16 protein-coding genes and 2 pseudogenes are annotated in these 12,523 nt (G+C 58.9%); 13 read left to right on the top strand and 5 right to left on the bottom strand.

The window, feature by feature from the left end; translation table 11 throughout:
• From ACCD00_RS16870 to ACCD00_RS16835, 8 genes and pseudogenes are all read left to right on the top strand, one after another.
• The coding region (locus ACCD00_RS16870; RefSeq protein WP_413426209.1) for a hypothetical protein at positions 1 to 74 on the top strand (74 nt) is incomplete at its 5' end.
• Positions 75 to 287: 213 nt separating this feature from the next.
• Positions 288 to 1,781 carry an acetyl-CoA hydrolase/transferase family protein gene (locus tag ACCD00_RS16865; protein ID WP_413426207.1) on the top strand — a complete coding sequence of 498 codons (1,494 nt, stop codon included), beginning with the start codon at positions 288 to 290 and terminating at the stop codon, positions 1,779 to 1,781.
• A gap of 320 nt (positions 1,782 to 2,101) precedes the next feature.
• Positions 2,102 to 2,317 (top strand): DUF1127 domain-containing protein, encoded by a 216-nt coding sequence (locus ACCD00_RS16860; RefSeq protein ID WP_007969750.1) that lies wholly within the window; start codon positions 2,102 to 2,104, stop codon positions 2,315 to 2,317.
• A 257-nt stretch (positions 2,318 to 2,574) separates the two neighbouring features.
• Positions 2,575 to 2,784, top strand: a pseudogene (locus ACCD00_RS16855) (DUF1127 domain-containing protein).
• Positions 2,785 to 2,927: 143 nt separating this feature from the next.
• A complete protein-coding gene (locus ACCD00_RS16850; RefSeq protein WP_413426205.1) occupies positions 2,928 to 3,248 on the top strand; it encodes a DUF2388 domain-containing protein in 321 nt (106 codons plus the stop codon).
• 107 nt (positions 3,249 to 3,355) lie between these two features.
• A complete protein-coding gene (locus ACCD00_RS16845; RefSeq protein WP_413426203.1) occupies positions 3,356 to 3,673 on the top strand; it encodes a DUF2388 domain-containing protein in 318 nt (105 codons plus the stop codon).
• A gap of 27 nt (positions 3,674 to 3,700) precedes the next feature.
• The gene (locus ACCD00_RS16840) at positions 3,701 to 4,021 is read left to right on the top strand and encodes a DUF2388 domain-containing protein (RefSeq protein ID WP_413426201.1); all 321 of its coding nucleotides are present in this window, start codon (positions 3,701 to 3,703) and stop codon (positions 4,019 to 4,021) included.
• A complete protein-coding gene (locus tag ACCD00_RS16835) occupies positions 4,018 to 5,979 on the top strand; it encodes a DUF4105 domain-containing protein (protein ID WP_413426199.1) in 1,962 nt (653 codons plus the stop codon). The genes ACCD00_RS16840 and ACCD00_RS16835 overlap by 4 nt, the downstream gene beginning before the upstream one ends.
• Before the next feature lie 133 nt (positions 5,980 to 6,112).
• Here ACCD00_RS16835 and ACCD00_RS16830 read toward each other — a convergent pair whose 3' ends face one another.
• The 3 genes from ACCD00_RS16830 to trpB all read right to left on the bottom strand — a co-directional run bounded on the left by ACCD00_RS16830 (position 6,113) and on the right by trpB (position 8,713).
• Positions 6,113 to 6,544 carry an anti-virulence regulator CigR family protein gene (locus ACCD00_RS16830; RefSeq protein WP_413426197.1) on the bottom strand — a complete coding sequence of 144 codons (432 nt, stop codon included), beginning with the start codon at positions 6,542 to 6,544 and terminating at the stop codon, positions 6,113 to 6,115.
• Positions 6,545 to 6,665: 121 nt separating this feature from the next.
• Positions 6,666 to 7,478 carry a tryptophan synthase subunit alpha gene (gene trpA, locus ACCD00_RS16825; RefSeq protein WP_413426195.1) on the bottom strand — a complete coding sequence of 271 codons (813 nt, stop codon included), beginning with the start codon at positions 7,476 to 7,478 and terminating at the stop codon, positions 6,666 to 6,668.
• The gene (gene trpB / locus ACCD00_RS16820; RefSeq protein ID WP_008018483.1) at positions 7,478 to 8,713 is read right to left on the bottom strand and encodes a tryptophan synthase subunit beta; all 1,236 of its coding nucleotides are present in this window, start codon (positions 8,711 to 8,713) and stop codon (positions 7,478 to 7,480) included. The genes trpA and trpB overlap by 1 nt, the downstream gene beginning before the upstream one ends.
• Positions 8,714 to 8,837: 124 nt before the next feature.
• On the opposite strand from trpB, the gene ACCD00_RS16815 reads away from it, so the two are divergent.
• Entirely contained in the window at positions 8,838 to 9,731 is an 894-nt protein-coding gene (locus ACCD00_RS16815) for a LysR family transcriptional regulator (RefSeq protein WP_413426193.1), read from the top strand.
• Here ACCD00_RS16815 and ACCD00_RS16810 read toward each other — a convergent pair.
• Positions 9,728 to 10,051, bottom strand: a complete 324-nt coding sequence (locus ACCD00_RS16810; protein WP_008018481.1) for a DUF883 family protein — start codon at positions 10,049 to 10,051, stop codon at positions 9,728 to 9,730. The two genes, ACCD00_RS16815 and ACCD00_RS16810, sit on opposite strands and share 4 nt — an antisense overlap.
• A gap of 157 nt (positions 10,052 to 10,208) precedes the next feature.
• Here ACCD00_RS16810 and ACCD00_RS16805 point away from each other — a divergent pair, with 157 nt between their 5' ends.
• Entirely contained in the window at positions 10,209 to 10,424 is a 216-nt protein-coding gene (locus ACCD00_RS16805) for a dodecin (RefSeq protein WP_008002152.1), read from the top strand.
• Between the two features lie 122 nt (positions 10,425 to 10,546).
• The gene (locus tag ACCD00_RS16800) at positions 10,547 to 10,768 is read left to right on the top strand and encodes a DUF1161 domain-containing protein (protein WP_085716026.1); all 222 of its coding nucleotides are present in this window, start codon (positions 10,547 to 10,549) and stop codon (positions 10,766 to 10,768) included.
• Positions 10,769 to 10,834: 66 nt separating this feature from the next.
• Here the strand turns inward: ACCD00_RS16800 and ACCD00_RS16795 are convergent, their stop codons facing one another.
• On the bottom strand, positions 10,835 to 11,836 hold the full coding sequence (locus ACCD00_RS16795) for an LLM class flavin-dependent oxidoreductase (RefSeq protein ID WP_322617780.1): 1,002 nt from the start codon (positions 11,834 to 11,836) through the stop codon (positions 10,835 to 10,837).
• Positions 11,837 to 11,991: 155 nt separating this feature from the next.
• Between ACCD00_RS16795 and ACCD00_RS16790 the strand changes: the two are divergent.
• Both ACCD00_RS16790 and ACCD00_RS16785 read left to right on the top strand, forming a co-directional pair.
• Positions 11,992 to 12,105: pseudogene (locus ACCD00_RS16790) on the top strand (OsmC family peroxiredoxin); the annotation flags it as partial.
• Positions 12,106 to 12,289: 184 nt separating this feature from the next.
• On the top strand, positions 12,290 to 12,523 hold the full coding sequence (locus tag ACCD00_RS16785; protein WP_008018477.1) for a DUF1161 domain-containing protein: 234 nt from the start codon (positions 12,290 to 12,292) through the stop codon (positions 12,521 to 12,523).

The following is a 12,523-nucleotide window of genomic DNA, read 5'->3' as shown; positions in this document are numbered from 1 at the left end:
ACCTGGACAAAACCATGATGGTGTTCGGCGACGCTAAAAAGGTCATCGAAGACATGGTCAAAGCCGTCGACTAACCCCGCGCGGCACCCGGAACGCCCCGACTTGTCGGGGCGTTTTTGTTTGCGCAAATCGTCGGACAAACTATGCTTTTGTTACCGATCCGGTAACGGTGTTTTGCTTCAAAGGCCCGGAATAGACGCCTCGATTGCGACCTTGGTAGCGGGACAGAAGTCGGCGCAATTCACTAGACTGCACGTCCTGCTACCTGTTGCCCGAGATAACAATCCATGTACCGTGACCGTATTCGCCTGTCTTCGTTGTTGGACAAAGTGATGAGCGCTGCCGACGCTGCCGCTCTGATTGAGGACGGCATGACCGTCGGCATGAGTGGCTTTACTCGCGCCGGCGAAGCCAAGGCCGTCCCCCAGGCGCTGGCCGAGCGCGCCAAGGTCACGCCGCTGAAGATCAGCCTGATGACTGGCGCAAGCCTGGGCAACGACCTCGACAAGCAGTTGACGGAAGCCGGCGTGCTGTCGCGACGCATGCCGTTCCAGGTCGACAGCACGCTGCGCAAGGCGATCAATGCCGGTGAAGTCATGTTCATCGACCAGCACTTGTCGGAAACCGTGGAGCAATTGCGCAACCAGCAATTGAAACTGCCGGACATTGCCGTGATTGAAGCCGTAGCGATCACCGAGCAAGGACATATCGTGCCAACCACCTCGGTGGGCAACTCGGCCAGCTTCGCGATCTTCGCCAAGCATGTGATTGTCGAGATCAACATGGCGCACAACCCGAACCTCGAAGGTCTGCACGACATCTATATTCCAACCTATCGCCCGACCCGCACCCCGATTCCATTGGTCAAAGTCGACGACCGCATCGGCAGCACCGCCATCCCGATCCCGGCAGAAAAAATCGTCGCCATCGTGGTCACCAACCAGGCTGATTCACCCTCCACTGTGCTGGCACCGGACGCCGAGACCCAGGCCATTGCCGACCACCTGATCGACTTCTTCAAACAGGAAGTGGCAGCCGGACGCATGACCAACAAGCTCGGCCCATTGCAAGCCGGCATCGGTACCATCGCCAACTCGGTGATGTGTGGCCTGATCGATTCGCCGTTCGAAGACCTGACGATGTATTCCGAGGTACTGCAGGACTCGACCTTCGACCTGATCGACGCAGGGAAGCTGAGCTTTGCTTCGGGCAGCTCGATCACCCTGTCGAGCCGGCGCAACGCCGACGTGTTCGGCAATCTGGAGCGCTACAAGGACAAACTGGTCCTGCGCCCGCAGGAGATCTCCAATCACCCTGAAGTCGTGCGCCGCCTCGGCATCATCGGCATCAACACGGCACTGGAGTTCGACATCTATGGCAACGTCAACTCCACTCACGTCTGCGGCACCCGGATGATGAACGGTATCGGCGGCTCGGGTGACTTCGCGCGCAACGCGCACCTGTCCGTGTTCGTGACCAAGTCGATCGCCAAGGGCGGTGCGATCTCCAGCGTGGTACCGATGGTCAGCCACGTTGACCACACCGAACATGACGTCGACATCCTCGTGACCGAAGTAGGCCTGGCAGACTTGCGAGGCCTCGCGCCTCGGGAGCGTGCCCGGGTGATCATCGACAAATGCGTGCACCCGGATTACCGCCAGGCGCTGAATGATTACTTTACCGCCGCGTGCGCCATCGGCGGGCACACCCCGCATATCCTGCGTGACGCCCTGAGCTGGCACATAAACCTGGAAGAATCCAGGCAAATGCTGAAGAAGTAATTGGTACAGAAAGCAGCTGACGCAAACACAGTTTCGTCAGCTTGCTCTTGCTCTCCTCGCAACATGAAAAAAACTGTACTGCTGTACTGGTCATTTCCTACAGTAAATCCCCACACCACGAAGCAAAAACTGCAATTTTGCACTTAAACAGTGCAGACAGGTACAGTTGCCTCAATTTCGACCAGTACACCCCCTATAAACAGTTAACTGAGCTCTCACAATACAGATGAACTGTATCTACAGAGACTAGGCAAACAAGAGGATCATGGGCACCAGTTAAACCACTACCTAATCCCGCCACAAGCGGAAGGATGACCACCATGGAACGTACACTCAGTTCCGATCTGTTCTTCGAAGACACCGCTGCAAAAACCCAGGCTTCCCTGCCTCTGCGCGTTATCGCCAACCTGATGTTGTGGCAGCGCCGCATCACCAGCCGCCATCAACTGGCTCGCCTGGATTCGCGTTTGCTGGCTGACGCCGGGATTAGCGAAGCACAACGCTACGAAGAGCTGAGCAAGCCGTTCTGGCGCTAAGTTAGCGTCGCTGGCTCTGACCTTAAGGTCCACCGCCAGCAACCCGAATTGAAAAAACAAAACCCGTCGTGGGAAACCACGACGGGTTTTGTCGTTTTGGCCTGTCAGATCCGGTCTTACAGTAGGGAAACCTGAAGACCAGTACAGTTTGCAAAAACCAACAACTGAATGAGTACAATATCGTCGCTGCGTGTCTGTAGTGGATGTTCGGCCGGTGTCAGCATGGAACCTCTACTGATCAGGACAGGGACCGCATCATGAATTCTTTACAGGATGTTTCCAGCACCTCAGTTCGATCGAGACCTTGCCTGAACCGGGTTAGAGATCTGTTAACAGCACTCTAAGCCAGTCTCGAAAGAGCGAGAACACGACGTTTACTGGCTCAACTCGATGATCGTCAGCTAGCAGATCTTGGCATCAGCCACGCCGAGCGCATCAATGAACTGGATAAACCGTTCTGGCGCTGACTTCCCGCTTGCATGCCGGGCTGTTCGAACCGACACACTCAGGCCTAATATCAGACCAGAACGTGGCGAGCGCCAAGCGCCTGGCGTCTGACTTTGCAGACACTGCGCCACTTTTCAATTGGTTTACCCAAAGGAGTTACCCCATGTCCCGTCTTCGCCTGCTCAGTGCTGCGGCCCTGTTTGCCGTGGCTGCCAACGCCAGCGCAACCAGCTTCATCGTGACCACCGACGCTGTTGTCAACGCACTCAAAGCCACGTCCGATGCGACCACCGACGTCGTCTCGTCGTCGTTCAAGGATGACAAGATCGTGCTCGCGGCCCGTGACGACGCTGCCAGCTTCGTCGCCAGCGAAGGTTCCATCCGCGGCGTGAAACTCGAAAGCGCCCTCGACCACATTCGCCATCAGGCGCCACAGCTGAGCGCAAGCGACGCACAACTGGCGCAAGCGATCCTGACAATCTAAACGACTGCACAGGCATGGGGCACGCCCGGCTTGCCCCAATGTTTCGGCGCTGGCTCCAGAACGGGCCTTGCGCTAGCCTTTGGACTCACTTTCAACTGTCGAGTCTCATGCGTCTTCCTTCGAATTTCTTGATCGTTCCAGTCTTTCTTGCCCTTGGTTACTGTGGATCAGCCCACGCCTATGACGCCTTCAACCTGTCCACCCAAGGCATCGTCGCCAGCGGTTACGCCACAAGTTTGGTGACCAGCGCCCCCTTCGACCATAAACTGCTGCTCGCCGCCCAGGATGACGCTGCGGCATTCATTGCCAGTGACGGCCAACTCAGAGGCGCACGACTGGAGTCGGCCCTGCGGTATCTGCACCGAACCCAGGCAAAACTTCATGCCAGCGACCTTGAACTGGCACAAGCAATTCTCGTCCAATAGTTATCCCTGTTTTTCTGGAGTCGTTCCATGCGTAACCCGCTGATTGCTGCCACCTTAGGCCTGCTGCTGTTGGCCGATGTAACCCAGGCACATACTCTGGTTGCCACCAGTAACATGCTGATCCGCGCTACCCAGCGCACCCTCGATTTCACTTCCGACACCACCACGTCCATTCGCGATTCGAAAATCGTGCGCGAAGCCCAGGACGACGCTGCCAGCTTCGTTGCCAGCAATGGCGACATTCGTGGCGCTCACCTGGAGTCCGCTTTCGACTTGCTGCGCACCCGCGTGCCGGAAGCCCGTGACGCCAGTGACCGGGATCTCGCCGAAGCCATCCTCGCACTGTGAGACGTCCAGGCACCTGGCTGCTGGCCGGGGTCCTGTTGCTGCTTGGCAACACGGCCCACGCAGGCCTTCAGTTACATCTAAAGACTGAAGGTCTGACTCCCGCGCAACAGCAAGCCAGCCAGGCGTTGCTTGATGAAGCCATGCAGGCACTGCCGCCACGCTTTATCGAGCAACTCGATCGACGCATCGACGTCGATTGGACCGATGACATGCCGCGCAACGCCTACGGTCAGGCATCACTGGTGTCCGAGCTCGATCTGAATCGCAACCTGCTGGCCGGCCTCACCGATGGCAGCGCCGCGACCAGGAAAACCCATCGTCCTCATGGCACCGTGCGCAAGGAACTGCTGGCCACGGTGTTGCACGAACTGACGCACATCTACGATCGCTCGCGTCTGTGGCCGGATACCGAACGCAAACTGATTCAGCGCTGCACCCGGCACAACAACAGCTCAGGGCTGGTTGGCATTCCCGACCAATGTCGAGGCCAGTCCGATCGGCGCTTTACCCTCAGTGACGATCCGCGCCTGCTCGACCTCGCTGGCTGGCAGCAATACGTAGGCCGTCGCGGAGAACGCGAACAGCACAATCGCCAGATTGCCCGCAGTCCGGATATCTACGAGACCAGCAGTCCAAAGGAGTTCGTCGCGGTCAACATGGAGTATTTCCTCCTCGACCCGAGCTACGCCTGCCGCCGCCCGGCGCTGTACCGCTACTACAAGGATCATTTCGGCTGGGCGCCCGCCGCCAAAGACACCTGCAGCAAAACCCTCGCTTTCCTCAATGCCGGCAACGACTTCGCCAAGACACCTTTGGGCCAGGTCGATCCGGAGCGGGTCTATGCCGTTGACTATCTGCTGGCCGAGGCCAACCAGAACCTGTTCAGCCGCTGGGGCCACAGCATGTTGCGCCTGGTGATCTGTGCGCCGGGGCGACCACGCGGACCGGATTGTCGATTGGACCTGGACCAGCATCTGGTGCTGTCGTACCGCGCCTTCGTCGGCGACGTACAGCTGTCGAGCTGGGATGGCCTGGTCGGCAAATACCCGTCACGGCTGTTTATCCTGCCGCTGTCCCAGGTCATCGACGAATACACCAAGACCGAACTGCGCAGCCTGGCCTCCGTGCCCCTGAACCTGTCGCGCAGAGAGATTGAAGATGTGGTGGAACGTGCCGCCGAGATGCACTGGAGCTACGACGGCAACTACTTCTTCCTGTCAAACAACTGCGCGGTGGAAGAACTGAAACTGCTGCGCGGCGGCACCAACAACCCGCAACTGGTGGGACTCGACAACATCATGCCCAACGGTTTGCTCGAGGTGCTGAAGGGCCGCGGACTGGCGGACACCAGTGTGCTTGACGATCCGCGAGAGGCCTTGCGCCTCGGTTATCGTTTCGACTCCTTCCGCGATCGCTATCAGGCCATGTTCGAGATACTGAAAAAGCAATTGCCGATCAAACAGGAAACCGTCGAAGACTGGCTGGACTTGAAAGCCCAGGAGCGTCGGCAATGGTTCGAGCAAGCCGATTTGCGCACCAGTGCGGCGTTGCTTCTGCTGGAGCAAGCGAGTTTCCGTCGACAGTTGCTATTGGCCCAGGATGAAGTGAAGCAGCGTTATCTGGGTGCCCGAGAGCTGAAGAATGGCGGCATGGACAAGGCCAACGAGACGCTCAAGGACATTCTCGCCAACAGTGGCTTCCTCAGCCGGCCGGCGGAGCTGCTGGGCACCAACGGTTATGGCTTGCCGCAGCAGAGCGAGTGGCAGCATCTGGAAGCGGAAACCAGCCAGCGCCAGAAGCAGCTCCTGGCGCTGTCCGGGGATCTGGACAGGGAAGTGAGAGCGTTGCTTGAACCGAGCCGTGCCGCCGAAATGGCCGCCAACGAGGCCAACGTGAAGCAGATTGGCGAGCACCTGCGCAAACTGCACAAGGCGTCGGGCGGGATAGAGTTGCCCTGACCCCGCAACCTGTTTGTAGGAGCGAGCTTGCTCGCGAAGGTATATCAGTCAACAAGGATGTTGAAACTGATGGTCTTTTCGCGAGCAAGCTCGCTCCTACAGGGGGTCAGGGTTCAGCCCGATGACCGATCCGTCAGTACAGAACCCCCTGCAGAACCTCATAAACAATCCCGGTACCCGCCGCGATCAGTACAACGTCCGCGCCTGCGCGACGCCATTCGTAGCCCGGGTAATACGGCAACCGGCTCAACGCGCGGTTATCCAGGCGTTCGCCGTAATAGCCCCGAGGCAGCGGCCTGCCACGCACCACGATGACACCCGGTGGTGGCGGAGCACCGCGGACGAAATACACATGATTGTCGTGGATCGCCTGGCGAACAGGAGCGAAATCCCGGGGTGGAGGCCCACCGTGATGGTAGTCCTGCGGGACTCGGCGCTCGTCACCATGATAATCACCATGGTTATCGTAACGGCCGTGATCGTCGTGCTGATCAGCGTTGGCATGCAGGGTCGTGCCGAGCAGCAGCACACCGAGGCCGGCCATCAGGCGTTTCGACATTTTCATCAGGTCTTTCCTCACATCACACACAGCAAAAAGGGCTTCAGAACGCAGTCCTGAAGCCCTCGGTCTTGCTGTTTAGTCTGTGTCGCGAGGCTCTAATTCCTCTGTATCAGGAACTTTACCCTCAGTTGACGCGGGCTTTACGCACGCCGTCGGCCAACGCCGAGCACAGGCTCAGCACGCCATCGATCGCCTGATCCGGCGTCGAGGCATTGGCGATGTGATCGATCAGTGCCGAACCCACGACCACACCGTCCGCCAGACGCGCGATAGACGCGGCTTGCTCCGGCGTGCGAATGCCGAAACCGATGCTGATCGGCAGATCAGTATGGCGACGCAAACGAGCGACCGCCTCTTCAACGTGCTCCAGCGTCGCCGCGCCAGCACCGGTCACACCGGCAACGGACACGTAGTAAACAAACCCGGAGCTGCCGTTAAGCACGGTCGGCAGACGCACATCGTCGGTGGTCGGGGTGGTCAGACGGATGAAGTCCAGGCCGGCAGCCTGTGCCGGATCGCACAACTCGCCGTTATGCTCGGGAGGCATGTCGACCACGATCAGACCATCGACACCGGCCTCTTTCGCTTCGGCGATAAAGCGCGGCACACCATATTTGTGGATCGGGTTGAAGTACCCCATCAGCACCAGTGGCGTTTCATTGTTGTCCTTGCGGAACTCGCGAACCATTTCCAGGGTTTTCGCCAGGTTCTGCTTGGCAGCCAGAGCACGGATGTTGGCGAGCTGGATCGCCGGACCGTCGGCCATCGGATCGGTAAAGGGCATGCCCAGTTCGATCACATCGGCGCCAGCCGCCGGCAAGCCTTTGAGGATCGCCAGGGACGTGTCATAACCCGGGTCGCCAGCGGTCACGAAGGTCACCAGGGCGGCGCGGTTCTGTTCCTTGAGTTCGGCAAAACGCGTTTGCAGGCGGCTCATCAGTGTTTCTCCTGCTTGGATTGCTCTTGTTGAGAGTGTTCCATGTGGTGCATCACGGTCTGCATGTCTTTGTCGCCACGGCCGGACAGGTTGACCACCATCAGGTGATCCTTTGGCAGCTTCGGTGCGCGCTTGAACACTTCAGCCAAGGCATGGGCGCTTTCCAGGGCAGGGATGATCCCTTCCAGGCGGCAGCATTGGTGGAACGCGGCGAGAGCCTCGTCGTCGGTGACCGAGGTGTACTGGACGCGACCGATGTCGTGCAACCAGGCGTGTTCAGGGCCGATGCCTGGATAATCCAGACCCGCGGAGATCGAATGAGCATCAATGATCTGGCCATCGTCATCCTGCAGCAGGAAGGTGCGGTTGCCGTGCAACACACCCGGTACGCCGCCGTTCAGGCTGGCCGCATGCTTGCCGGTCTCGATGCCGTAACCGGCGGCTTCAACGCCGATGATCTCGACGCTCTTGTCGTCGAGGAACGGGTGGAACAGCCCCATGGCGTTGGAGCCGCCACCGATGCACGCCACCAGGCTGTCCGGCAGGCGGCCTTCCTGGGCTTGCAGCTGCTCACGGGTTTCCTTGCCGATCACGGCCTGGAAGTCGCGAACCATTGCCGGGTAAGGGTGCGGACCGGCCACGGTGCCGATCAGGTAGAAGGTGCTGTCGACGTTCGTCACCCAGTCACGCAGGGCTTCGTTCATCGCATCCTTCAGGGTGCCGGTGCCGGCCACCACCGGGATAACCTCGGCGCCCAGCAGTTTCATGCGAAACACGTTGGCCTGCTGACGCTCGATATCAGTGGTGCCCATGTAGATCACGCAATCCAGACCGAAACGCGCAGCGACGGTGGCCGTGGCCACACCGTGCATGCCGGCGCCGGTCTCGGCAATGATGCGCTTCTTGCCCATACGCCGCGCCAGCAGGATCTGGCCGATGCAGTTGTTGATCTTGTGCGCGCCAGTGTGGTTCAGCTCTTCACGCTTGAGGTAGATCTTCGCGCCGCCACAGAACTCGGTCAGACGCTCGGCGAAGTACAGTGGGCTCGGACGGCCGACGTAGTCGCGCTGGAAGTAGGCCAGTTCTTCCTTGAATGCAGGATCTTCCTTGGCCAACTCATATTCACGGGCCAGGTCGAGGATCAACGGCATCAGGGTTTCGGCAACGTAGCGGCCACCGAACGCGCCAAACAGGCCGTTGGCATCAGGGCCGTTGCGCAGATTAGTCTGGGTCATTTGGCGCTCCAGTTGAATGCGTGAAGTGATGCATAAAGAGATAGTGGGCTTAACTCTACCCCTGACGCCCCGGACTGAAAACCGATAAGATCGCCACAACCTGTCAGGAAAACTCACAGATCCCATGAGCCATGACCTTCCTCCGCTGAACGCGCTTCGCGCCTTCGAAGCCACCGCCCGCTTGAACAGCGTCAGTCAGGCGGCGGAGCAGTTGCACGTCACCCATGGGGCCGTCAGCCGGCAATTGAAAGTACTGGAAGAACACTTGGGTGTGAGCCTGTTCATCAAGGACGGGCGCGGCCTGAAACTCACAGATGCCGGGTTACGCCTGCGTGACGCCAGCAGCGAAGCCTTCGAGCGCCTGCGCAGTGTTTGCGCCGAACTCACACAAAGCACAGCCGATGCCCCGTTCGTGCTTGGCTGCTCGGGAAGCCTGCTGGCGCGCTGGTTTATCCCGCGACTGGGCAGACTCAATGCCGACCTGCCGGACTTGCGCCTGCACCTGTCGGCCGGAGAAGGCGATCTCGATCCGCGAAAACCGGGGCTGGATGCCTTGCTGGTCTTTGCCGAGCCACCCTGGCCGGCGGACATGCAGGTTTTTGAGCTTGCCGGCGAACGCATCGGTCCGGTCATGAGCCCTCGATTCAGCGGCTATGAACGGCTCAGGCACGCGCCGGAAACTGCACTGGTGAGCGAACCCTTGTTGCACACCACCTCACGCCCGCAAGCCTGGCCGAGCTGGGCGCAACCACGCGGCCTCGACGCCAGGGCGTTGAAGTACGGTCAGGGATTTGAACATTTGTATTATTTGCTCGAAGCCGCCGTCGCGGGCCTGGGTGTGGCGATTGCCCCCGAACCCCTGGTGGCCGAGGACTTGAAGGCCGGCCGCCTGGTTGCACCATGGGGTTTCAGTGAAACCCCGGCACAACTGGCGTTGTGGCTACCCAAGCGCGCCGCGGACGGGCGCGCCCGGCAACTGGCTCAGTGGCTCAGGAACGAGCTGCATCGAGCGGATTAATCACGTTTGCACAACAGATAAGCGGCCAGCAGGCCCAATGCGCCCACGGCGACGCCGGCTGTTGTCCAGGGGTGTTCCTGGGCATAGTCGCGGGTGGCAATCCCGGTTTCGCGGGTTTTGACCTTGACCTCTTCATAGGCATCGGCAAGCAGATGGCGCGAGTGCCTCAAGGCATTCTCGGCGTTGCTTTTCAGGGTCTTGAGGGTTTTACGCGACTCGTCCGAGGCGTCATCCTTCAGGCTTTCCAAAGACTTGAGCAGACTCTCGATCTCGGCTTCCATGCTCTGCAATGAGGCTTTGCGTAACGAGGTGTTGGCCATGGTGGCTCTCCTGCATTGGTGATGAGTGGCGTGTGTTGGTTGGGACTTCAGGGGTACAAGAAAGTGCAGAAAATCTGAACTTGATCCAGAGAACGACCAACACAAGAAATAGGAAAAATCACTGCTAGGCTGTAATTCACACGCCGAGGAGAACGCCATGTCTGACCATCACACCTACAAGAAAGTCGAGCTGGTCGGCTCGTCCACCAGCAGTATCGAAGATGCGATCAACAACGCGCTGGCCGAGGCCAGCAAAAGCATCAAGTACATGGAATGGTTTGAAGTGACCGAGACCCGTGGGCACATCAGAGACGGCAAGGCTGCGCACTTTCAGGTGACCTTGAAAGTCGGGTTTCGGATTGCCAGCAGCTGACTTTGGGCTAGTCTTCTGAACTTGCACGCCGGCCGAATGCCACAGGGAATGGCAATGCGCGACATGAGTGCGTCCGGCTGACGGCTGGTTACCCCCTATGATCCGACCAGGGAATGCAACCGATGAAGAAGTTTATGTTGGCGGTAGGTTTGTTGAGCCTTGCGGGGACCGCATTGGCGGGCGGCAAGCCATGCGAAGAGCTGAAAGCCGAAATCGCAGCGAAACTTGATGCCAAGGGCGTTTCCGGTTATTCGCTGGAGATTGTCGATAAAGGTGCCGCTGCCGGCGGAAAAGTTGTTGGCAAATGCGAAGCGGGCGCCAAAGTGATCGTCTATAAAAAGTAGGCAGAATTGCGCCTGAAAAAAAGCCGACACCACGGTGTCGGCTTTTTTACGCCTGGCGTTTGAGTATCAGCCTCGCATGACCTGCGCCAGCAGCTCGTAGGAATGCACGCGATCCGAATGTTCGTACAGGTCACAGGTAAAAATCAGCTCGTCAGCCTGGGTCTGTTCAATCAGGACCTCGAGTTTGGCGCGTATTTTCTGCGGGCTGCCGATCATGGCCAGGCCAAGGAAATCGTGCACGGCCTCTCTCTCATGGGGCAGCCACAGGCCGTCCATGGTCTTCACCGGCGGGCGCTGTACCAGACTTTGGCCACGCATCAGGGCAAGAATCCGCTGGAACACCGAAGTCGCCAGGTAATCGGCCTGCTCATCGGTATCGGCCGCCACCAATGGCACACCGAGCATCACGTAGGGTTTATCCAGAACGGCTGACGGCTTGAAGTGATTGCGGTAGACCCGAATCGCTTCATGCATGTAGCGCGGTGCGAAATGCGAAGCGAAGGCGTAGGGCAATCCGCGCTCACCCGCCAGTTGTGCGCTGAACAGGCTCGACCCCAACAACCAGACCGGTACATTGGTCCCGGTTCCCGGCATGGCGATGATGCGTTGATCCGGGGTACGTGGCCCAAGGTAGCGCACCAGTTCCGCCACATCTTCCGGGAAATCGTCGGCGCTGCCGGAGCGTTCGCGGCGTAAAGCGCGTGCGGTCATCTGGTCGGAACCGGGGGCACGCCCCAGGCCCAGGTCAATCCGGCCCGGATAAAGGCTTTCCAGGGTGCCGAACTGCTCGGCAATCACCAGCGGTGCATGGTTGGGCAACATCACTCCGCCCGAACCAACACGAATGGTCGACGTACCACCGGCCAGATAACCGAGCAGCACCGATGTCGCGGAACTGGCGATGCCGTCCATGTTGTGATGCTCAGCCACCCAGAAGCGGTTGTAGCCAAACTTCTCGACGTGCTGCGCCAGGTCCAGCGAATTGCGCAGCGACTGGGCCGCGCTGCCGTTCTCGCGCACCGGCACCAGATCGAGAGTCGAGAACTTGATATCGGACAGTCGTTTCATGAACCTGCTTCTCCAATTGAGGGCGCAGGTTTGTTCTTGCGAACGCAAACCTGCCGAATCCAAAAGCGTGTTCATGCAATGTGGGCATATACCCGAGTTTCAATAGCCAGGTAACAAATCCCGCAAAAAAAGCAGATTGACCGGACGAAATGAATATTCCCAGGGTGACTCAGGTGCAGTTCGAAGAACCCGGCAACAAGGCCAAATAGGGCTGCCCGGTGTCCAGGCTGCTGAATGCGAAGATCAGCCTGGAGGCAACATTGGTTGGCGGGATTTTCATTGAAACGAAAAAGATCGCAGCCTTGCGCAACCTGCCGGGATCATTCGGCAAAAGCTGCTCAAGGCTACGATCTTTTTTGCGTCGTGACAGATTTGCCCGCTAAAACTATGGTCGAATAAATGACAGCAGCGAAACCCCATGAATATGCGTGCTGCCTCAAAGGAGCTTCAACCATGAAACGTTTTGCCCTGGCGGTTATCTGTTGCGCACTGGCCACTTCGGCCCTCGCAGCACCGAAGCCCTGCGAAGAACTCAAGGCCGAGATCGAAGCCAAGATTCAGGCCAGTGGCGTCACTGCCTACACGCTTGAAATCGTCACCAACGACGAAGTACACGACCAGAACATGGTCGTGGGCTCGTGCGAAAACGGCACCAAAAAAATCATCTACCAGAAGAACGACCGCTGA

This window comes from Pseudomonas sp. Pseusp3 (assembly GCF_047304225.1).
GTDB lineage: Bacteria > Pseudomonadota > Gammaproteobacteria > Pseudomonadales > Pseudomonadaceae > Aquipseudomonas > Aquipseudomonas fluorescens_CD.
Note: the sequence above shows the minus strand (reverse complement) of the source record. Positions and strands in the feature narration are given on the sequence as shown.